The 21,635-nt window shown below is 35.4% G+C and carries 24 protein-coding genes; 2 read left to right on the top strand and 22 right to left on the bottom strand.

The window, feature by feature from the left end; genetic code table 11:
- Positions 1-7: 7 nt before the first annotated feature.
- Complete coding sequence (locus DF947_RS13455) at positions 8-778, bottom strand: alpha/beta hydrolase (protein WP_109930554.1); 771 nt, start codon at positions 776-778, stop codon at positions 8-10.
- 182 nt (positions 779-960) lie between these two features.
- On the opposite strand from DF947_RS13455, the gene DF947_RS13450 reads away from it, so the two are divergent.
- Positions 961-2,997 (top strand): M13 family metallopeptidase, encoded by a 2,037-nt coding sequence (locus DF947_RS13450; protein ID WP_109930553.1) that lies wholly within the window; start codon positions 961-963, stop codon positions 2,995-2,997.
- A gap of 283 nt (positions 2,998-3,280) precedes the next feature.
- Here DF947_RS13450 and DF947_RS13445 read toward each other — a convergent pair whose 3' ends face one another.
- The 16 genes from DF947_RS13445 to DF947_RS13370 all read right to left on the bottom strand — a co-directional run bounded on the left by DF947_RS13445 (position 3,281) and on the right by DF947_RS13370 (position 12,380).
- Positions 3,281-3,847 carry a DUF4256 domain-containing protein gene (locus DF947_RS13445; RefSeq protein WP_109930552.1) on the bottom strand — a complete coding sequence of 189 codons (567 nt, stop codon included), beginning with the start codon at positions 3,845-3,847 and terminating at the stop codon, positions 3,281-3,283.
- Positions 3,848-3,879: 32 nt separating this feature from the next.
- Positions 3,880-4,458, bottom strand: a complete 579-nt coding sequence (locus DF947_RS13440) for a YdeI/OmpD-associated family protein (RefSeq protein ID WP_109930551.1) — start codon at positions 4,456-4,458, stop codon at positions 3,880-3,882.
- A gap of 9 nt (positions 4,459-4,467) precedes the next feature.
- Entirely contained in the window at positions 4,468-4,845 is a 378-nt protein-coding gene (locus DF947_RS13435; protein ID WP_109930550.1) for a DoxX family protein, read from the bottom strand.
- Complete coding sequence (locus tag DF947_RS13430; RefSeq protein WP_109930549.1) at positions 4,829-5,317, bottom strand: SRPBCC family protein; 489 nt, start codon at positions 5,315-5,317, stop codon at positions 4,829-4,831. Before DF947_RS13430 ends, DF947_RS13435 begins: the two co-directional genes overlap by 17 nt.
- A gap of 4 nt (positions 5,318-5,321) precedes the next feature.
- Entirely contained in the window at positions 5,322-5,639 is a 318-nt protein-coding gene (locus tag DF947_RS13425; RefSeq protein WP_109930548.1) for an ArsR/SmtB family transcription factor, read from the bottom strand.
- A gap of 174 nt (positions 5,640-5,813) precedes the next feature.
- A complete protein-coding gene (locus tag DF947_RS13420; RefSeq protein WP_109930547.1) occupies positions 5,814-6,185 on the bottom strand; it encodes a hypothetical protein in 372 nt (123 codons plus the stop codon).
- A gap of 2 nt (positions 6,186-6,187) precedes the next feature.
- Positions 6,188-6,907: a DUF3667 domain-containing protein gene (locus DF947_RS13415; RefSeq protein WP_109930546.1), complete on the bottom strand. Its 720-nt coding sequence runs from the start codon at positions 6,905-6,907 to the stop codon at positions 6,188-6,190.
- Between the two features lie 132 nt (positions 6,908-7,039).
- Complete coding sequence (locus DF947_RS13410) at positions 7,040-7,483, bottom strand: SRPBCC domain-containing protein (RefSeq protein WP_109930545.1); 444 nt, start codon at positions 7,481-7,483, stop codon at positions 7,040-7,042.
- 7 nt (positions 7,484-7,490) lie between these two features.
- Positions 7,491-7,970 carry a DinB family protein gene (locus tag DF947_RS13405; RefSeq protein ID WP_109930544.1) on the bottom strand — a complete coding sequence of 160 codons (480 nt, stop codon included), beginning with the start codon at positions 7,968-7,970 and terminating at the stop codon, positions 7,491-7,493.
- Positions 7,971-8,150: 180 nt separating this feature from the next.
- On the bottom strand, positions 8,151-8,624 hold the full coding sequence (locus DF947_RS13400) for a hypothetical protein (RefSeq protein WP_109930543.1): 474 nt from the start codon (positions 8,622-8,624) through the stop codon (positions 8,151-8,153).
- Between the two features lie 157 nt (positions 8,625-8,781).
- A complete protein-coding gene (locus DF947_RS13395) occupies positions 8,782-9,201 on the bottom strand; it encodes a DUF1801 domain-containing protein (protein WP_109930542.1) in 420 nt (139 codons plus the stop codon).
- An 84-nt stretch (positions 9,202-9,285) separates the two neighbouring features.
- Positions 9,286-9,624, bottom strand: coding sequence for a hypothetical protein (locus DF947_RS13390; protein WP_109930541.1), 339 nt, complete (start codon positions 9,622-9,624; stop codon positions 9,286-9,288).
- Positions 9,625-9,757: 133 nt separating this feature from the next.
- Positions 9,758-10,387: a hypothetical protein gene (locus tag DF947_RS13385; RefSeq protein ID WP_109930540.1), complete on the bottom strand. Its 630-nt coding sequence runs from the start codon at positions 10,385-10,387 to the stop codon at positions 9,758-9,760.
- Between the two features lie 170 nt (positions 10,388-10,557).
- Positions 10,558-10,914, bottom strand: a complete 357-nt coding sequence (locus tag DF947_RS13380) for a hypothetical protein (RefSeq protein ID WP_109930539.1) — start codon at positions 10,912-10,914, stop codon at positions 10,558-10,560.
- Between the two features lie 394 nt (positions 10,915-11,308).
- Positions 11,309-11,839 (bottom strand): hypothetical protein, encoded by a 531-nt coding sequence (locus tag DF947_RS13375; RefSeq protein WP_109930538.1) that lies wholly within the window; start codon positions 11,837-11,839, stop codon positions 11,309-11,311.
- A gap of 187 nt (positions 11,840-12,026) precedes the next feature.
- A complete protein-coding gene (locus DF947_RS13370) occupies positions 12,027-12,380 on the bottom strand; it encodes a hypothetical protein (RefSeq protein ID WP_109930537.1) in 354 nt (117 codons plus the stop codon).
- A gap of 240 nt (positions 12,381-12,620) precedes the next feature.
- Here DF947_RS13370 and DF947_RS13365 point away from each other — a divergent pair, with 240 nt between their 5' ends.
- Positions 12,621-12,965 (top strand): single-stranded DNA-binding protein, encoded by a 345-nt coding sequence (locus DF947_RS13365; RefSeq protein WP_109930700.1) that lies wholly within the window; start codon positions 12,621-12,623, stop codon positions 12,963-12,965.
- A gap of 142 nt (positions 12,966-13,107) precedes the next feature.
- Here the strand turns inward: DF947_RS13365 and DF947_RS13360 are convergent, their stop codons facing one another.
- From DF947_RS13360 to DF947_RS13340, 5 genes are all read right to left on the bottom strand, one after another.
- Positions 13,108-15,159 (bottom strand): TonB-dependent receptor, encoded by a 2,052-nt coding sequence (locus DF947_RS13360; protein WP_109930536.1) that lies wholly within the window; start codon positions 15,157-15,159, stop codon positions 13,108-13,110.
- Positions 15,160-15,251: 92 nt separating this feature from the next.
- Positions 15,252-16,577 carry a PQQ-dependent sugar dehydrogenase gene (locus tag DF947_RS13355; protein ID WP_109930535.1) on the bottom strand — a complete coding sequence of 442 codons (1,326 nt, stop codon included), beginning with the start codon at positions 16,575-16,577 and terminating at the stop codon, positions 15,252-15,254.
- 112 nt (positions 16,578-16,689) lie between these two features.
- Positions 16,690-19,407, bottom strand: a complete 2,718-nt coding sequence (locus tag DF947_RS13350; RefSeq protein ID WP_109930534.1) for an outer membrane beta-barrel protein — start codon at positions 19,405-19,407, stop codon at positions 16,690-16,692.
- 154 nt (positions 19,408-19,561) lie between these two features.
- Entirely contained in the window at positions 19,562-20,089 is a 528-nt protein-coding gene (locus DF947_RS13345) for a hypothetical protein (protein WP_146202917.1), read from the bottom strand.
- 179 nt (positions 20,090-20,268) lie between these two features.
- The gene (locus DF947_RS13340; protein WP_240615380.1) at positions 20,269-21,615 is read right to left on the bottom strand and encodes an ankyrin repeat domain-containing protein; all 1,347 of its coding nucleotides are present in this window, start codon (positions 21,613-21,615) and stop codon (positions 20,269-20,271) included.
- Positions 21,616-21,635 lie beyond the last annotated feature (20 nt).

Genomic DNA, 21,635 nt, shown 5'->3' with positions numbered 1-21,635 from the left:
TCATTTCTTACAAATTTGAGTACCAATCCAAAATATAATCTGCCACTTTTTCCCAGCCCTTTTCGCCACAAATAAAATGGCTTTTATTATCGAAAATTTTCACATCAACCCGACTGTTTGAATCTTTGTATTTGCCTGCAATTTTTTTTGTTAGAGAAGGAGGGAAGATATTGTCTTGCCCACCACCTATAAATAAAATGGGCTGATGTGGTTTTCCAAATTCTGCATTGGAAAATGATTTTAACAAGGTTTCTCTGCCGATTTTTCTACTTTCAGGAACTGCGATGGCATCGTATGCTTTATTTTTTTCTTCTGGTGTTAGGGTATTAAAAAATGCCCGATTATACCAATCTCTCGAACCTAAAAAATAATCTTTACTCGCAAAGAAATTAAGTGCTGGCCAAACAATTTTTACCGTTGAAAAAGGTGGGAATACATTTTTTGGTGGTGCGCCATCAATGCTTACGGCCGCATCTGCTTTACCAAGATCAATTAGTTTTTGTACTGCAAGGCCAGCCATGGAATGACCAATAACAAGCGGTTTTTCTGGTAAGGTATCGATCAATTTAGCGATATTCATGACCACATCAATAAAGCCAGTTTGAACAAGTTCAGGATGAATATTTGCTCTTAAATCAGCAGGATTTCCACTATGGCCTGGGTTTGCTGGTGTATAAACCGTGTAGCCTTTTTGTTCTAAATATTTTTTCCACTCGGTCCAAGAAGTATCATTTACGAACATTCCATGTACCAATACAATAGTTTTTGATTTTGACATAGCGATAATTTTTTTTGAAGATAAGATTTTTTATCTAAAATTAAATGTAAGTTAATAGTTTACAGTGTTTTATCTTTATAAATTTCGTTATCTTGAGACAAACAGGTTTATATTAACCAATATAAAAATATGAAGACAAGAAAGGCAATAATTTTTTTATCTTACATTTCAAAACAAACCAAATGATTAAAATTAAAAATATAATCCTAATCGCATCCTGCATTACTATTGTGGCTTGCAATCAAAAAGATGCCGATTTCAAAGATCCATTGTTAGCCAATGGAGATAGCACAGTAAAAGCAGGCGATGATTTTTTTAATTATGTAAATGGAGCCTGGTTTAAAAGCCATCCCATTCCAAGTACAGAGCGGGGGAACGGAATTTTCAGAACCATTCAAGATACCATCAATGCGCAGGTAAAAAACATCTGCGAAAAATCTGCAAAAGAAACCAATGCAAAAAAGGGAAGTAATGAGCAGAAAATCGGAGACTTTTATGCATCGGGAATGGATACCGTGGCTATAGAAAAAGAGGGATTAAAGCCTTTGTCTGCGAATTTGCAACGAATCGATCAGATTCGTGATGAGGCTTCATTAATCAGCACTATTGCTTATTTACATACCATTGGCGCTTCTCCAGCATTTAGCTTTTATGTTGGTCAAGACGATAAGAACAGCAGTAAATACGCTGTTTTTTTCTCGCAAGGCGGTTTAGGTATGGGAAATCGTGATTACTATTTCAATACAGATAAAGAAACGGTAAACATTAGAAACGAATATTCAAAACATTTAGATGCCATGTCTCTGCTAATGGGAAATGATGCATCTACCTCAAAAAAGAATTCGGCAACAATTATGAAGTTCGAAACCGAGCTCGCAAAATCGTCGCGGAAATTAGAAGCGCTTCGCGATCCGGTTAAAAATTATAACAAAATGAGCGTGGCACAGTTCAAGGCCTCTACACCCAATATTAACTGGCAAAATGTATTGCAGGAATTGGGTGTTGCCAAAGCAGATACCGTAATTATTGGCCAGCCAGAGTTTTATGTTGCTTTAAACAAAATGGTAAAAAGTTATCCTATTGAAGACTGGAAAGCATATTTAAAATGGGATTTATTGAATTCTTACGCAAATTATCTTCCAAGTGCAATAGATAAACAAAATTTCTATTTCTATTCTACCGTTATGGGTGGGGTAACCAAGCAAAAACCCCGTTGGAAAAGAGTTGTTGAGCAAACCAACGGCTTTTTGGGCGAATTGATTGGGCAGGTTTATGTTTCTGAATATCTTCCAAAAGGCTCAAAAGAGAAATTGCTGGAAATTGGTAACAACATCAGAGATGTTTACGCCCTGCACATCAAAAATTTAGATTGGATGAGTGAAACCACAAAGAAAAAAGCCCTAGTAAAGCTTAGTAAAATTACCATGAAAGTTGGTTATCCAGATAAATGGAAAGATATGAGCACGCTTAACATCAGTCGGGAATCTTATTGTGGCAATGTGCTCGAAGCCAACAAATGGAAGTATCAGTTTATGATCAATAAATTCGGTAAACCTGTTGATCGTACAGAGTGGTATATGTTCCCTCAAACCTATAATGCTTATTATTCTTCAAGTAACAATGAAATTGTTGTGCCTGCCTGCAATATTTTAGTACCAGGTTTTGAAGGAAGAATGCCGGATGATGCCATTTTATACGGTATTATCGGCGGTTCTACTTTTGGCCATGAAATTACCCACGGATTTGACGATCAGGGAAGTCAATACGATGAGAACGGAAATCTAAAAAACTGGTGGACACCAGAAGATTTAGCCAAGTTTAAAATAAAAACCAAGCTGATTGTAAAACAGTTCAATAAATTTGAACCACTGCCAGGCAAGTTTGTAAATGGTGATGCCACACAAGGCGAAAACATTGCTGATTTAGGTGGGGTTGTAATGGGTTTAGAAGCTTTTAAAAAATCTCCTCAATATCAAAAAAATGAAGAAATTGGTGGTTTAACCCCAACACAAAGATATTTTGTGGGTTATAGCTATGCCTGGATGGTACAGGTTAAAAAAGAAGCTTTAGCCAATCAGATTATGGTTGATGTACACGCACCTGCACAATATCGAGTTAACGGCCCTTTGGCTAATGTACCCGAATTTCATAAAGCTTTTGGAATCAAAGCCGGGAGCAAAATGTATCAACCAGATAGTTTAAGGGTAGTGATTTGGTAAAAAAATAACTTTACGAAGTTTTATCGGCCTTAATCGGCGGGTAAACTTCGTAAGTTTTTAAGATGGTTTAGAAACGGAGAGTTGCAAGCTAAAACCAACTTATGAAGTTTTATAGGCCTAAATCGGTGGGGAAACTTCGTTAGTTTTTAAGATGGTTTAGATAAGGAGTGTTGCAAGATACAACCAACTTACGAAGTTTTATCGGCCTTAATTGGTGGGTAAACTTCGTCAGTTTTTAAAATGTTTTAGAAACGGAGAATTGCGAAATACGATTAAAATTACCCTAAACTTTTAGTAATCCCCGAAAACCTCTGGCAGCATAGTAAGATTCTGCTCCATTGTGATATACAAATACTGTCTCGTATCTGCGATCACAAAAGAGTGCGCCCTTTAATTTTCGAATGGCAGCAGGCGTTTCAATCCAGCTTGAAGTTTTCAGATCAAATGATCCAAGTCTTTGCAATGCCCGATACTCTTCTTCGTTTAAAAGTTTAATCGCCATATCCTTTGCCATCTCAATCGCACTATTTTCGGGTTTATGTTCTTTTCTAGATTCTAGCGCTTCATGATCATAACAGATACTTCTTCTCCCTTTCGGACTTTCTGTCGAGCAATCACAAAAAATATATTCGCCTGTTTCTTCATTAAAACCAATAACATCAGGTTCTCCGCCAGTTATTTCCATCTCGTTAAGCGACCATAATTTTTGTTTTTGATTTTCTAATTTCGCTTGGATTAAACCCCAATCAAGGTCTTTATGGCGCATGCTGTTTTTCTCGAAACGATCTTTCAAAATCTTGATTAATTCTTGATTTTGTTCTGATGATAATTCTTTCTCTGTGCTATTCATTTGGTTAATATGCTTTTGACTTTTTATTTTTGCTAATCATTTAAACCTTTGCCTTTTAAAATTAAAGGCATGTATTTTTCAACTCTGGCTTCTCTGGTTTTGGTTTGTTTTGGAGCAGAAAAATGAAGAAGGTAAGCCCGTTGTCTGCCGGGTGTTAATGCTTCGAAAGCCGTTTTTAAAGTAGGAATTTGATCTAATTTATGTTGAAATTCTTCAGATATTTTATATTCGGTGTGCTTTTTAAGCTCAACTTTTAATCCAGCTTTTTCTACTGCAATAGCCTCAGCAATATAATTCTGTATGATATTTTCCTGTTCGAAAATTTCTAGAAGATTGGTAAATCGAACTTGCCGGGCAGATTGTACATTTTCGGTTTGTTGGATGAGCAAACCATTTTTATCATTTATAAGAGCGCCTTTAAAAAACAACAAGGCACAGTAATCTTTAAAGGTGTGAATCAAAACAATATTGCTTTTTTCGAGTACATAGCAGGGGCAACCCCATTTCAGTTCTTCGCTTAAGCCGCTATCAAGTGCAATCATTCTCAATTTATGGATTTCCGCTTGCCACTTTTTAGCCTGATTAAAATAAAAATCAACTTTAGGATTCATAACTGTATTTTATATTGAATTAACCTTTCTATCCGCAGGCCTGAAATACCAAGATACCAAAATCAGAATTAATAGTAATGTTGGTCCAAAAAAATCCTTGGCTGCATCTCCTAGCGCAAAATGTGATATAAGCGCACCCGACATCGCAAAAAAGAAACCCGCATAAGTCCACTCTTTTAGCAATGGAAATTTTGGAACAAGTATAGCAACTACGCCTAATATTTTCCATACGCCTAAAATCGTTAGGAAGTACAGTGGGTAGCCTAAATGGTTCATCAGTGTTACTTCATCTTTTAGCTTCAGAATTTGTACAATCCCTGTAGAGAGCATGCCCAGCGCAAGCCAGGCGGTTGATATCCAATAGATAATTTTATTTCGCCTTGTCATTGTTGTAGTTTAAATTTTTTACCGCATCCTGCAATCTGTTATGAGCCATGTTTAAGCCCTGAGCAAAGGGCAATTTTAACATTTGATCTCTAAGCGCCACCGATTTATACACAATTTGCATAGTGAGTTTACTGGTACTTTCTGTAAGTTTTTCAAATTCCAAAAATTCAAGCTGAACAGCAAAAGGCGTATTTTCCATTTCGAAAGTCCGGGTGATTTTCTGTTCTGGGATAAATTCCGGAATCACGCCATTAGCCCGAAAAACAACGTTTCCATTTGCATCACTGGTTTCAAATTGATAGCTTCCGTGCTTTTTGCTTTCCAGTTTAAGCACTTTTGTACCCATCCATTGCGCTACAATTTCTGGTTCTACATAAGCTTTAAAAAGCAATTCTAGGGGCAAGTCAAATTCTCGTGTAATAATGAGTTCCTGTTTACCATCTTCGGCATCAATTTTTGTTTTGAGTTCCATACAATTATTTTTTATAGTTTTTCATGATGGCTTCTAATTTGTTAAAGCGATCATCCCACATTTGGCGGAAAGGTTCGATAAAATCGGCAACCTCTTTCATTTTTTTTGCGTTGGCGATGTACGATATTTCCCTTCCGTTTTGTTCATGTTTAAGCAGTTCGCATTCGGTAAGAATCTGTAGATGCTTGGAAACCGTTGGCCTCGCTGTATCGAAATTTGAAGCAATTGCTCCTGCAGTCATCGCTTGTGTGGCGACTAATAAAAGGATTGCTCTTCGGGTTGGGTCTGCAATGGCCTGAAATACATCTCGTCTTAAATTCATTATGTAGCTATTTGACTACAAATATATGCGTAGTTATTTAACTACGCAAATTATAATTTAAATTTTTTTTAGGGTAGGTGGATTGACTATTAAATTATAAGGATTAAGTTGTTTCAAGAAAAATTTTGTTCAATATTTCTCAGAAATGCAAAAATGTTTATCTGTGTTTGTGATCTAGTCTGAGCCCAGATATTTAGTTTTTCCCGTACTTAGGTCAACCTCGGCAAAACTGTGCTTGCCGAAGACAACAAACATTTTATCTGTTTTAAGTTTTATAACCCTTATTGCAGGTTTTCCGATATAAGGTTTCCCGCAAATAGCAATTATATTGGTCTTCCACTTTGGTTTGCCATTATAATAAGCAGATAAAGTCTGCATGTCTTTCTCTACGTAATAAATGACATCATTTTTTATTATTCCACGGAATTTTGATTCGAAAGAAAGATTCAGTTCTGACTTTTGAGATATCTGGCGTTTATCAAATTTTTGGGCAAAACTTGAGTGCGTAAGCATTATAATTATAATTGAAAGAAATATACTTTTCATTTTTAATGTTTAATTGCTAGTTCAAAAATAATTCCGATTGCAAACACCAGTATAAAAAACGATAACGTTCCAAGCATATAAGAAAGAAATGCTTTGAGATAATTTATGGCTTTGCGCTTATCAAAAAAATGACCGATGGCCCAAATGGTGTAAACCATACCAACAGCACCTGCAACCTGCATTAAATTTATGTGCGTCAATCCTTCAATCAAGGCAAAAAAAGAAAAAATCAACATGCCCATGCCCATTACAAAACAGAGTAAAATTAAAATTTCGAAAAAATTATAATCATACTTTTTGAAAAACAGCTTGGCCCAAAATGCAATAAAAACACCCATCATAATATTGGCATAACCATAATGACCTTGAATCCATTCAAAAATTGAACTCGTTGCGGTTTTTTTGCTTTCTTCGAATTTCATGTAACCATCTTCTATATGAAAAAGGTGGTTGATTATCGAATAAATTAAGGAGGTAATAATGATGAATATAATGGGTTTTACCAGTCTACTTCTGTTATCGCTAATGTAATTTCTAACATTTTGACCTGGGTTTTTTAGTAATTCCTTTATGGTGTAAAAAATCCCTCTTTCAAAATGCAACACATGTTCAATTTCGTGCGTGATATAGTGCCTATCAATTCTTTTAAGCTTTACCGGTTGCCCACAGTTTGAGCAATAATTTCCATTGATGGTTTGGGCACAGTTTTTACAGTTATCCATTGAGATCGTTATTAGGTATTAATTACCTGATGTTGTTTGATTTTTGGCTAATTTATTTTCCAATTAGCCATCGCACTAACATAATAAAAATACTGCAAACGAATAAGAAAAATAGATCATCTGGATTTTGTTTTAACCAAAAACCTTTGTGCCCACACCTGTAGTGATCAAACTGAATAAACTTTCCTGAATAAGTCTGCTCCAGGCATTTGAGCAACTTCCATAACATTCAATTTCTGGAACCAAACCAATGTGGGTAAAACAAACCTCAGTCTGGTTATTTATTTCGTTAATTTCGAAAACGATTTTGGTGTTTGTCCACTCGGTTTTATCGGTTACAAAATTGATTTTACTTTCAGTAACCTGCCAAACAATTTTTTCGTACGGGACAAATTCTTCTATTTTCTGTCTGGAGAAATGAAATGCTCCAGAGCGGTAGCTAAATTCATCATTCACTTTTTCTGTAGGGCCTGCAATTTCTCCCTGCCACCATCCCCGTACATTATTAATGGCATTAAATACCTCTTTTGCTGAACGATTAACCAAAAAAGATGTGGTAAAATCTGATGTTGTCATTTTTAAATTATTTAAGCAACACCAATTGACCAGTATGATACGCCAAGTGAGTGGTTCTGGTTAAAATGATATTTAGTTTATTTCGGTTGGGCTCTTTTGCAAAGTCTTCGGCAGAAACCGCTGTGTGTTTTGTTAGCCATTCTTCTGGTTTTAAATCATCGAACTTTTGTTTTAAAACTTCGCACTGGTTGTTCCAGAAAATTCTCAATTCCGTTACCGATGGAATTTCGGTTACTGTTTTATCGGGAGATTTTAAAAATGGCTCATACAATTGTGGATATAATTTTTCGCCCAGATCCAATAAGATTAACATATCATCGTGCACGGCAATAAGATGCCCCAATAAATAAATCCCTCTATTTTTGTTTGGTGCGATTTCTCTTTGCAGGGTCTCATCAGATAGGGAATTGAGAAGCGCATCGCAATTTTTTATAGATCCATTCCACCTGTCTAATATCATTTTAACAAATATTTCTATTGCTGTCATATGGTTTGTGCTTAAAAAGTATAAGGCAAATTTATAGTTTAGCCTTTACTTTACTAGGGTGTAGAATAGACTATGTGGTGGGTTGATTTGGACAATAATTTGTGTGTTGCTCATGTAACTGTGAATGCAATTAAAGTTAAAAAGACTGATCTGTAAGATACTTTAAGCGTTATTCCAAAGCTACTTTTCAATTTGCAACTGATCCCAATTATCGCTCTTGTCGAGCATATAATCATTCAAGTTTGCAATGAGGTTATTTTTTTCTAATTCGGAATATTGCTGATTGTTTAAAAATGCAATTATTAATGTTTGGTCACCGGTTTCTATTGGATAGAATCTTTCTTCAAAGTCGCTATTTTGACCAAGAATTGAGTTTAACTTGATTATTAAATCAGGATCAAACCATTCATCACAACGCACTTTAATGGTATGTAGTTTTAAGTTAAATTCGAATGAAACCTGTGCTAAATAATACGCTTTCCCTATACTCCAACCTTCTTGCCAATTGATTTTTTTAGGTAACATCCTATTCATCGAAATTCTGATAAGTTCTTGGAAGAGGTTAATGTAAGCATCACCGTTGTCGAACCGTTCACAATCAAACCAAGTAAATTGATCGTCGGAGATATTAAATTTTTCAAGTATTGCTTCCATATTATTTCATTCTTTAATTTATGAACTCATTTTCAGCGATTCATAGTTTGCTTGTTTGTCGAACACTCTTAGGTATGTTGAGGATAAGTTGCAACAGGCGATACGCTTTCGCTACCATTCAACAATTTAAGATTTATACAATAAAACACCATATTTTCTAGGCTTGAATTCCAAATTTTATAGCCTCTTCAAGCACTTCAACATTTATATCTTTTAGTGCTTTAAACTTTATGCAATAACCAGTTACACTTGCTTTGCCTATTTGTTCACCATAAGCTTTGGCTAAGTAGGTTTTATCATCAATACCAAGAATATAAACTGAAATTCCGGTTGTGTTTGCACTCAAACCAATTTGATAAAACTCTTTTGTTGTTCCATCTGCATATTTAATGGTGCGAACCCCGTATCCAATATTAGGGTTTGAAACAACCTTGTTTTCACTGTTTTTACCATTAAGGAACCACAATTTTGAAGCCGGCATTATGGCCAAAATAATACGATTTAGCTCTTGTAGATCATTGCTTTTAGATATAGGCTGGCTGGTGATGTATTCGTTAATTTGTTCTTGGATGTTCATGTAGATATGGATAAATTTTTTTTATATGGTTTTTCGGTTATTTTTTTGCCCTTTTCGGGGGAAGGCCAAAATAATCTGTTGTTTTTATGATTTCGCTGGTTTAATAGCTTGTTTTTTAAAGCGATTTACAAAATCAACAGCATCAATCATATTTTCGGGATATTTACCATAACTAACAAATCTTTTAATTCCGTGTCTATCTGGCTCATAAATAGATACATGTTGATAGGGAAAACCATTTGCTATTAGAAATTCTACGACTTTCCATTTTCTAAGATCTTCCTTTTTTGGTGGCCTAAATCTATGAGCTATAAGCATTGCTTGATTACCGCACTGAGGGCATGTAAGATCTGAATTTCTAACATCATCATGCGATATGTTAAAACAAATTTTACAGTTCAAACATAATTTTTTATGCGCCATTTCTTAGTTTAATGATTACTTATATTTCTAAAATTTGAATGTACTCTTAGTTGTTTTGCTCTCCAGCGTGATTCTGAAAGATATGCTAAGTAATGAGTTTAGTGTGGGCCAACGCAATGTTGGCGGTTGTTTTTTACAATTGTACAAGGTTGTCAAGCCAATTGTCACGCTCCTGTACAACCCCCAAATATTTATGGTATCTAAGTCCCGATGTCTCAGTTGTTACAGATTTTTCGGCTAAATCTGCATATTTCCTCGCTTCTGCTTGATATCCTTTTGCTTTGTTAAGTATTGAAAGAATTGAATTCACTTTATACTTTTCAATTGGAAACATAAGTCCCGAATAACGTTCTAATAGAATTTTTTCAAGCTCGTCAAATAATTCCAATTTGTTTGTTTTTACAACCAACTCTGAATAATCTAAATAAGCCTGTGTTCTGACATTAGGATAAATTGTTTCAAAATCAAGAGCTTGTTTATAAAAGCCAATAGCCAATTTGTAGTCTTCATTTATTTTGTAAATGTCTCCAAGTGTATATAGTGCAGAACTTTTATTAAAATTGTCATCTGGATATTCAGTCAACATTTTATTAAGCAATTTTTCAGCAACCCTTAATAGTTCCTTGTTTTGGGTGCTAACCAATTCAATGGCTTGTATTTTTAAATATTGTGCTCGACCGTCTTTTCGTGCTCGTGAAAGTTTGGCAAAGAATTCCTCTTCGTCAATTTTCGCCCAAGTTTTTCTTCTATACCATTCTGTCATTCTAGTAGTCGTTAAATTTTCGATATCGGTCAAAAAATTACCGCCAAAATTTAGGTTGTGCCCGATTTACGGAAATGCTTTCTGCCCTTGCACTAAGGTAAATAAATTTGGTATCGGCACAAAGAGCAGTTTACCCGGGAATAGATTAAATTTGCTGTTAAGCGCAGTTTTTATTTACCTTGTGATTCTAGATATTTGTTTAGAAACCCACATGTCAAATATTTATCAGGGGTCGTGCCAAACTCTTTTTCGGCCATCTCAAAAGCGTCTTTCAAGCTTTCGAAATTTGCAATTCTCTTTCCATGCATGTCGTCAGGCTCTAAATAGGTAAAGTCGTAAATTGACTGCACCTCATTACGTTCGTCAAAAACTTCATGAATAACTAATGTGTAAATATCTTTCGTTCGTTCGATTGCAACCCACCTTAATATAGAATAGTCTGCCTGCTCAATTCTGTCAACATATTGTTCAATAGATTTTCCAGGTCCAAAGTTTGAACTAATTTGACTTTCTAATAAATATTTCATTGTAAGTGTGTATTGTTAAATTGCGCACAACGTTTTGGGTGTTGCATTGATGCGGAAAACTGAAGCATAAAAGCCAATGTTAATATTAAAGTTAAATTGAAAAAGCTGTTGAATTTTGCTCTTCACACCGCCTGGCGTAAATCCGTATTAGGGGCTGTTTTTTCTTTCAATAATATTCGTAGTTGCTGTAATGAAATTCTTGGGTTCGTCTTAAATAAAAATTATTTGTTATTAATTTTTCAAGCTCGTCAACTATTGTGTTAATTTTTTTATTTCTTATCAATTTTTCTTTACCTAATGTTTCAAAGTCAACTTTACTTTCGTCTTCTATAAGTTGTCTTAATGATTTGATATAAAGTTCTTTTTGTTTCGTTATTTCATAAGTTTTTTCAAGTTAATTCTTCTCTTTAGGAAATAGGTAAATTGAGTATTCAGCATATCCTAAAATCCTCATTTTTTGGTGATCAAAGTATGTTCCACCATATTGAAAATGTGCAAATAAAGAGTTTATTCTTAAATAAATTTCAATAAGGTTCTTTCGCTGTTGAACATATCTTGTAATACCGTTTTTCTGCTTTAGAAAATATGCATATAAAACATAATAAACATCTTGGCCTTGTTCGCTCCCAAAGTCAACATTGTTTACGAAACGGTAATAGATCCTGTCGGGATGTTCCGGAAATTCCTGAAACAATTCTGGATGTTCATCCACAATTTTATTGAAATCTGATTTGGCGAATTTCAAAGTGTTTCCTATTTCGGTTAAAATCAAAATAGTGTCTTGCTGTGTATAATATTTTGAGTTGTCAACCTTATTTGTTTGTGTTTCCGTTTTAGCAATAGCTGTTTTTTCAACTTGATTAGGTTGATTGTTACAACTTAAAAAAACTGCTGTAATTGCCAAAATATAAGTCTTCTGTTTCACGGTCTTCTTAAAATGCCACTAACTCGTAAATATACACAACTCATTAAATTTAAGAATATTTAAAACTCCTTAGATTTCTAATCAAGATCGTTTTATCGAAATTGACTTGCTTTTGTTGGTACACTTTCCTTGAAAGCCGACAATAAATAAAAGTCTTCTATGCTTAATCTAAATAGATCAATTTCACTCATTTCTCCTCCCTTTTCACCAATAAAAACTCCTCTTCGTTCAATATCAGATAACCATACTCATAGCAGAAGCGATATTGATTTCCATTTTGGGTTTGGTAGGTATGGGTATGGTAATCTAGATTAAACCCTGTAGCAAAAAGTTTTTTACGGGTGATTTTAGTTTTGCCTTCCGGGTTGAGCTGAGCAAGAATATTTCGGTTTTTTTTGAGAATCGCATTAATCCGTTTTACAACAAGACTCTCCTCGCTTTTTAGGCGATTGTTATAACTGTTGCGACATAAATCATCGCAGAATTTTTTATCGGATCTACCTCTTAAAGGTTTACCACAATCTAAACACAAGCGTTCCATAATATTTTTTGATTTTATTATGGGATGATGAGTAAAACTAAACAAATTCTGGCCAACTGACGAAAAATTTATCATGCATTCTGATAACTGCAAGGCTATTTATCCGTGTATAAACGTTTATAAACGACTATAACTGTTTATTGACCGAATAATCTTTATCGCTGTTTGCACCTTTGTTCTGTCGGTAGTCGTGGTGACTATTCGTTCGTTAAATATTTAGATCCTTTAAATTTTATGATTATGGAAAGTTCAATTAACAAAGTGGTATTAAGTGGTTTTGCAGGTGCAGATGTTGAGGTAAAAACATTGGCAGGAAATCAGAAATTAGCTAAAGTAAATTTAGCCGTTAACGAGTACTACAAAAATGCCTCAGGCGAAGACGTTAAAAAAACACAGTGGATTAGTTTAACTTTTTGGAATGCTAAGGCAGAACTTGCTGAGGCACAAATTAAAAAAGGAACAAGATTAACGGTTGAGGGAAAATTGTTAACAGGAAGCTACGAAGCTAAGGATGGAACAAAACGCTTTACAACAGAAATTGTGGTAAGCGAAATCGCGATTAAAGAAATCGATTTGGTTAACTAATCTGATTTCTAGATTATTATTCTAACTATGATAAAAGCCACGCTTAGAAAAAACGCTAAGTGTGGCTTTTGTATTTCTGTGGATTCAAATCCAATTGGTACCTATAATTTCAATCTATAAAGAAATTTGTTTTAAGCATTTCCTATAGTTTTATCGCAAGGCCAGTATAAAAATTTATTCCAGTTGCAGGATTAAAATATCTTCCATTCGCGGCATTTAAATCGTTGCCCAAACTGTATTGCTCATTTAATAAATTATTCACGCCTGCGAAAACGTCTAAATGTGTTTTCATTAATCGTAAATTTCTTATGCCCGCTTTTAATTCAATCAAATCGTATTTTTTTGCCATTACGGTATTGGCATCGTTAAGCGGTAGAGCCGAAGTATGATTGTGTTGGCCAAATAAATAAAAACCTTTTTGAAACTGCAGTTCTAAACTATTCACAACAATATGATCCGGGACACCGGTAAGTTTGTTCCCGCTGAAGTTTGAAGTACCACTTACAAAATCGTTAAATCTAAAATGGCTATAGGTATAATTGCTTCTTAATTGCAAGCCTGTTAAAATGGAAGGGCTGTTTTTGATAATCCAGATGGCAGTTTCCAATTCTATCCCAAGTTGTTTCGTACCGCCCGCATTGATAAAATATTCAGCATCATTTGTATTTAACCGCCGTACAATCGCATCTTTTAACTGATATTGAAAAACACTTCCGTTGGCGTAAAAACGATTGTTTTCGCTTTTATACCTTAAACCGATTTCATAGTTCCAGCCCAGTTCTGCCTGTAAATTGTTGTTGATGTTGTTGTCTGATGATCTAACCTCCGCAATGGTTGGTGGAGAATATCCCTTGCTCGCAGATGCTCTTAAAGATAAGGTAGAATGAAGTAAATAAGAAAAGGCAACCTTTGGCATAAACTGCGCACTAAATTTTCTTTGTTTCTCGGCGATAGCAATAGGGAAGAAGCTTTCGTATTTATAATTAAAGAAGTTTAAACTAGAGGCCAGCTCGATTAAAAATTTACCGCTTATATCAAAATTTAACCGTACAAAAGCAAAATCTTGGTGGGCGTTTAAATAATCATAAGCCTGCATCGTTCCTTCTATACCAGCGTTGTTGTTAAAATTTTTAATCTGACTTTTTGTTCTCGAACTTTCTACACCAGCTTGTGCACTAAATTTAAAATCGTTCTTGATCTGATCAAATTGCAGAAAGGTTCTCAAACCCAAAGTGCTTTCGTATCGATTTTCGTAATTGGTTATAAATGGATTCTTGAAATCGGTATAAGAAGTAAACAATGCAATTACATGTTTAAAATTAGGACTAAACTGATACGTGTTTGATAAACCGCCAAAAATGGTTTTATTGTATATGGCAGCTTGTTGGGTAATGGCCCCAGGTATTGTAGGTGTAGCTGGGCGGGCAAGTTTGGGATCTTGTTCTAACTGTGCTGCGGTTAACCCACCTGGAGTTTTATAGCTTAAATCACTATAAAATGCAAATGCTTTTAAACTCCCTGCTGGACTATAATTCCATTTGTGCGTGGTTTGGAAATACTTCCGATCCATAGCGCTGTTTTGCCTATAACCATCACTTTTTTGATAACCTTCTGATATACTAAAGCTATAATTTTTAAACTGATGCTGAATATTTGCGGTTTGATGAAATAAACCATACGAGCCTGCAATAACCGAGGCATCAATTTTATTTTGATCTAAACCTGGCGGATTGATCAATATTGCGCCACCGGTATTGGCACCAAAAATACTGGCTTCAGGTCCTTTATAAATCTCCATAGAACCAACTGCAGAAACGTCGAGTGCATTTAGATAGGTATTTCCTCCAGCATCTGTTAAAGGAAAATCATCTATATAAATTTTAATATTTCTAATTCCAAATGGCGAACGAAGCAAACTTCCGCGAAGTGAAACACGATAACTTCCTGGCGATCGTTCTTCCATTCTTACACCGGGAACGGCATTAAAGGTGCTTACAAAAGAGCTGGTTTGCTGGTTTTTTAGGCTATTGCTATCAATTAGGCTAACGGAAGAAACCGAGCGTAAAATGGGTTGACTGTTGTAATAACCTTTAACTACGACATCATTTAACTTTTTTACAGAGTCGGTTTTAATCATCTGTGCAAAGCCAGAAACGGAGAATAGGGCAAATACTAAGGTAAAGGTTGATTTCAACTTTTGAGGATTAGAGATTAACTACAAAAAAACCGCAGATTTTTGTCTTAAAATTACAACAATCTGCGGTTCTGCGAATTTTTAAATATCAACTATTTTGCTGCAACTCTCCAAATTACACCACTTACATCATCAGCAACTAAAAGTGCACCATCTGGCGTTAAAGTAACACCAACCGGACGGCCGTAAACCTCGGCTTTTTCGGGGTCAGAAATAAACCCTGTTAAAAAATCTTCGGGTTTTCCTGCGGGTTTACCATCTTTAAAAGGAACAAACGCTACTTTATAACCTGAAATTGCAGAACGGTTCCAAGAGCCATGCTGACCAATAAATGCACCTCCCTGGTATTTTGCAGGGAATTTATTTCCTTTATAAAAAGCCAATCCTAATGATGCCGTGTGTGCTCCAACTGGAACATCGGGAGCAATTGCTTTTTTGACTAAATCAGGATTTTTGCCTTTCAATCTTGGGTCTTCATTTTGACCGTAGTACGAAAATGGCCAGCCGTAAAATGCGCCAGGCTTTACACTCGTAATGTAGTCGGGTACAAGATCATCGCCTAAGCCATCGCGTTCATTTACTGCAGTCCAAAGGGTTTGAGTTCCTGGTGCCCAATCTAATCCAACCGGATTTCTAAGTCCACTTGCGTATATTTTTTCGCCTGTTCCATCTGGATTGATTTCTAAAATATTGGCTCTTCTTTTTTCATTTTCCAGGCCATTTTCGCCTACATTACTCCCAGAGCCAACAGTAACATAGATTTTCGTTTGATCGGCATTGGTTAATAAATTTCTGGTCCAGTGGTTATTGTAACCTCCAGCAGGTAAGCTTAAAATGGTTTTGCTTGGCCCACTAATTTTGGTGTCTCCGGGTTTATATGGAAATTCCAAGATACCATTGGTGTTGGCCACATAGAAATGATTGCCAATAATGGCCATTCCGTAGGGCTGATTTAAACCCGTTAAAAATGTAGTCACCAATTCTGGTTTTCCATCCTTATTGGCATCTCTATAAAGTAAAATGGTGTTTGCGCTTTTACCGGGAACTTCTGATTTTGCTTTTCCGGTAACTGTATTGGCAACTGCTTCAACAGCACTTCGCTCCGAATTGGTGAGCACAACCAAAACATCACCATTTGGCGTAATGATCATATTACGGGGACTTTTTATGTCGGAAGCAAATTTAGTTACGACAAAGCCCTCTGGGGCGATGGGCATTTTGCCCGCCGGCCAGCCAATAACCTTACTGAATTTACTTTTTGATGCAGTAGTGTCTGGTGCAGGAAGTTTTATTTCTTCAGTTTTAGTCTCTACTTCTGTACTGGTTTTGGATTCACTTTCTTGCGATCCTGATTTGGATTGGCAACCAAATATTGCAAGAGCGGAAGATAAGGCAATGTAGAAAATCTTATTTTTCATGGCGTTTATAAATTGAGAAATGGGATAAGTTCACAAAGATGATAAACACCGTAAAGGGGAAATATGTTTGTAACTAAAATGATTCGGGTTACATTACCCGAATCATTTTATCTTATTTTTTGAAGACATTTATTTTGTATTGATAGGTTGCCAAAAAATATCGCCTCAAAATATTTCGATCTGATGTAATAACAGCGTTATTGTAAGCATATCTGGATACGGAAATGTTCTGATCAAAAATATCGTAAACCGATAATTTAAGCTGACCGCGATCTTTCTTCAGCATTTGAAAGGTAAGCGCCAAGTTTAGCTGATGCGCACTTTTAGGAAAGCCCTCACTTACCTGCGGGTTATAGTTATAACTGTAGTTCGCATCCAAAATAATTCTTTTTGGCCACCTTAAACTTAAGTCGCTGCCCAAAGTATGGGTATATGTATTTACCGTGTTAAAGTCAACATTCTTGTAATTTGTCGATTCTCTGTTAAAGCTGTAGCGCATGCTTAAGCTCAGAAGCTCTTTGTAATTAAAATTGATATTTTCATAAGTATAGAGATTAAACGTATTGGCGAAGCCATCATTTTCATTTAATATAAAAGGTCTATGGCCCATATTTATACTCATATTATGATTAAAGCCCACCTGCCAGTTTTGCGACTTTTTAAACTGTTTTCCGAATCCGATTCCTGCATAACCATTAAAGTTCCCATTTCTAATTACAAATGATGCATTTGTAGCGCCGGCACTATTTACCAAACTTCGCTGTATAACTACATTATCGCTAAAGTTTAACCCTGAATACACATTAAAGTTGATTTGTTTTGCATAACTGTATTTGTAAATATTCAGATTAATGTTGCGAACATGGCTGGGCTTTAAATCTGGATTACCAACCGATGTATAAAGTGAATTATAAGTTCTTACTATAGGTTGCATCTGCGAAATGTTTGGTAAATCCAATCGTTCATCATAACTAAGAGACATGCTTGGTCCATCAAGCCTAAAAGTTGGAAAAAAATTATAAAAATCTTGGTCTATATCGGCATAACCATAGTTAAATTTATTTTTAACATACTGATATTCTGCCTTCACACCAAGCCGAACACTGTAGTTTTTATTAATTTTATACAATAACTGAGGTCTGAAATTTTGCGTAAAAACATTTCGTTGCAAATCGTTACTCAGATTAATCAGTAGGATATCATAATTGCCGGTAAGCGGATTGTTTTCGAAAGTTCCTGCCTGATCTTTATTACTGGAATACTTTGTGTAAGTATTAAATTCAGCGAAAAGCTTTTTGGTAAATGGGTAATTATAGGTTAAGGATAAATCTCCCGAACTGGATTTGTTCCAGCTGTCGCGAAATCGATTCTGCATTTCCGACTTAATATCAGCCGTGTAAGAAATTAGATTGTAACGCGAGAAGTTAAATCCTTCATTATCATTTAACTGAAGCGAGTGGTTAATGGTAAAAGATTCTCCTTTTTTCTTAAGTCTTTTGTAAAAATTAAAATTGTGCGAAAAACCACTATTGCTGCCTCTGTTCGAATTGGTGCCGTTGCTTTCTGTAAGTTTTGGATTTTGCGTATTGGCGCTACTGCCAAGCGTTTCATTGGCATTATTATCATATCTCAAATTCAGTTTTGGCTCGTATCTCAATCTTCTCATGGTGTCGGGTACCCATTCTATTAAGCCCCCTATTGCATGTTTATTGTTTCTATTGTTGCTGTTGTTGCTTGATGCAGAAGTAAGAATGGTATTGGCTACAGCCTGTTCTTGTAGCGAATTTCCTATATTGAGATTTCCGGTGTGCGTTAAAAAATAGGTTAGGTTGAGTTTTAATTTTGTTCCATAATTATTGTTGATGTTTAATCCTGCAGACGATACACTTTCAATTCCTCCCCAGCCTCTACCGCCAAAAGTTCCATCCCAAGCCTGTTGACCGCCCGATCGATCGAAACCGCCCATTGAATACAATTCATTTTGAGAAAAGCCTGTTTTGTTTAAGTTGTTTGCCAAGCCGATTAAACTAACCTGCAAAGTGTCTCTAAAATTGCTTAAAATGCCACCAACTTCGTAACGTTCTCTACTGCCAGCGCCACCATAAATTTTGCCTAACGTGCTTTTTTTGATTTTACTTTTCAGTTTTAGATTGATGATTTTAGAAACCTGCGTTTCGCTCACCAAATGATCAGGGTCATTTTCGCGATCATCATAAACCTGAATTTTATCAACCATATCTGCGTCTAAATTCTTTGTGGCTACTTTTGGGTCTGTACCAAAGAATTCTTTACCATCTATTAAAAGTTTGCTGATCGATTTTCCATTCACCAGAATAGAACCATCAACGTTTACCTGTACACCGGGCAGTTTTTTTAAAAGTTCTTCAACAACTGCATTGGGGCGGGTTTTAAAAGCTTCGGTATTAAATTCGATGGTGTCTTTTTTAATGACCACTGGAGATCTTTCGCCTTTTATAACCACCTCTTCTAAATGGTTTCCCTGTAAATAAATGGTTTTAAAATCTTCTACTACATCTTTTTTAAGGTTGAGTAATTGCCGATAAGTAGTGTAGCCGACATACGATACAATCATTTTTGTAGGCTTATCGATGGCAATTCCCGCTAATTTGAAAACACCGTTTTTATCGGTTAGCGTATACGAAATTAGTGAGGTGTCTTTTGCATTAACAATGGCAACAGTTGCAAATTCGAGTGGAGCTTTTGAGTCAAAATCGGCAATTATACCTTTAACAGATGTTTTGTTTTGTGCAGAAGTAATGGATGTAGCAAATACAAATAGGAGCAGCGCAATAAATTTGAGGTGTTTCATTTAGTGGTGTTGAGAGATGATTGGTTAGGTTTTTTAAGCGTTTAATATTATTCAAATGCTTAAAACAATTTTACATTTTTTCATTAGATGATTTTGTTAAGATATTGTTAAAACGTTTTAGTAATGTATTTTTAAATAAGATTGCGGAATAATTTTACTTGATTAAATTCCCGATAATCAGTTTTTCGATTTCCTTGCCATTTAGAAGGAGTGCGGCAAAGTGAGAATCAGATTTTACCAACAGATATTTTCCCGTAGGAAGAATAATTGCAGATGTACCGCAGGTGGTTTGCTCTTTAAAAAGCAGATTTTTTAAGTAGCCAGAATCTGTTTCAATCTCAAGTCCTTTTGATTTTATCGGACTAAAACTGCTGCCTTCCTGCCGGTATTGATAAACGGCTATAGTTGGCCTTTTGGCAGATTTTTCTTTAACATAATTTTGATAAGCGTATCTAGAATCGTTTAAAAAAGTTGCATTTTGATAGCTTAAGTCGTTCCAACAAACATCCTTATTGAAATCGTACTTAATGAAAATGGTATCTCTTAATTCTGCTCTGGCGTTTTCTTTTAAAAAACTTTTTAACGAATCAATTTTAGCTTCACTGAGCGAGCCACTTTCATATTGATTTTCGGCATTGTAAAGCTTAGGTGAGCAAGCCATTAAAAAATATGAACACGCCATTAAAAGCAGAATAGGTTTAAGATTGGGCATTTGATTAGAGTATTATATTTTGCTAATACCTAAATCTATAACTAAATTTTTAAGTGATAAAATTTAATGAAATAAAAGTTGAACTATAACAGGAATATCACAATTGATTATGCAGGTATCCTTCTAGTTCAACTTTTTATTTTTATGCTCTACGCTTTTAAAATTTTGGTTTTTTCTGCATCGAATTCTTCAGCAGAAAGTATTCCTGCATCTAAAAGTTCTTTTAAATCCAATAAAGCCTGTTTTTTAGAAGCCATATCGGTTTTAGCCTGCTCTGGTGCTGTTGCAGGAGCTGGTTGATTTGATGGTGCCGATGTTACAGGATTTGAAGGACTTGCCTTTAAAAGCAGTTCTGTAATTTCATTAAAGCCTTTAATGTTCGAATAATCAATGGCTTTCTGCTCTTTTACATTTACAATGGATGGATCGGCAGATTTTTCAATTAGAAACTTAACAATATCTTTTTTGCCATTTGCAGAAGCGTAATGCAGGGCTGTATTTCCGCTTTCATCTTGAATATTAATATTTGCGCCTTTATCCAAAAGCAATTTCAACATGCTTAAATGACCACTTTTAGAGGCAACATGTAACATGCTTTCGCCACCATAATTATAAGAACCATCCAAAGAGAAACTAGCAGAAATTGAAATGTTATTAGCGGTTTCTACCCATTCTAGATAGGAATACATAGAATCGTCGTTCCCCGAAAGTGGTTTTGCATAATTCACATCAACACCGTTTTCTAAAAACAGATCGACTATTTCCTTCTGATTATGACCACATGCATACCAAACGGGAGACAATCCACTTTTTGATGATACAAAAACATCGGCTCCTTTATTAACCAAAATCTTTGTTAGCATTCTGTTAGAATCGTAACAGGCAATTAACAAAGCAGATTCTCCTTCATGATTGACATGATTTATGCCGGCGCCATTTTCTAAAAGCAACTCGACCATTGGCGTGTTTTTAGATTTTGCCGCAAAAAGCAAAGGCGAATTTCCGTGTTTGTTCGTGGTGTTTACATTGGCTCCAAATTCAATCAGTTTTTGAACAATTTCTTTATTTCTCCAGCTTGATGCTAAAAGCAAAGGGGTTTCCGCTTCGTTATTTTCTATATCGGCTTCCAAACCGGCTTCGAGCAATTTTGTTAAAACCTCGATCTGTCCGTTTTGAGCAGTTAAATGAAGCAGGCTGTTTCCTTTGTTATCTTTTATGGTAATTTTTGCACCCTTATCCATCAAAAAAAGTGCAGTTTGTTTCTGTTTTTGAAGGCAGGCAAAGTAAAAAGGTGTTTCACCATCATGATCTTCGTAATCTAAATCGGCACCCGCATTTGCCAACAGCTGAACCAAGTCTAGATAGCCTTGATGCGCCGCATAATGTAATGCTGTTCTGCCTTTTTCATCGGTGTACGTTACATCTACTTCGTTATTTGCCAATAAAAGTTCGGCTATTTTTCTTTTGCCGCTTTCGCAGGCAATTATAAAAGACATTGACATATGTTCTTATTTTT

This window comes from Pedobacter paludis, from assembly GCF_003173575.1.
Classification (GTDB): Bacteria; Bacteroidota; Bacteroidia; order Sphingobacteriales; family Sphingobacteriaceae; genus Pedobacter; species Pedobacter paludis.
This window is presented reverse-complemented; position numbering and strand designations above follow the sequence as displayed.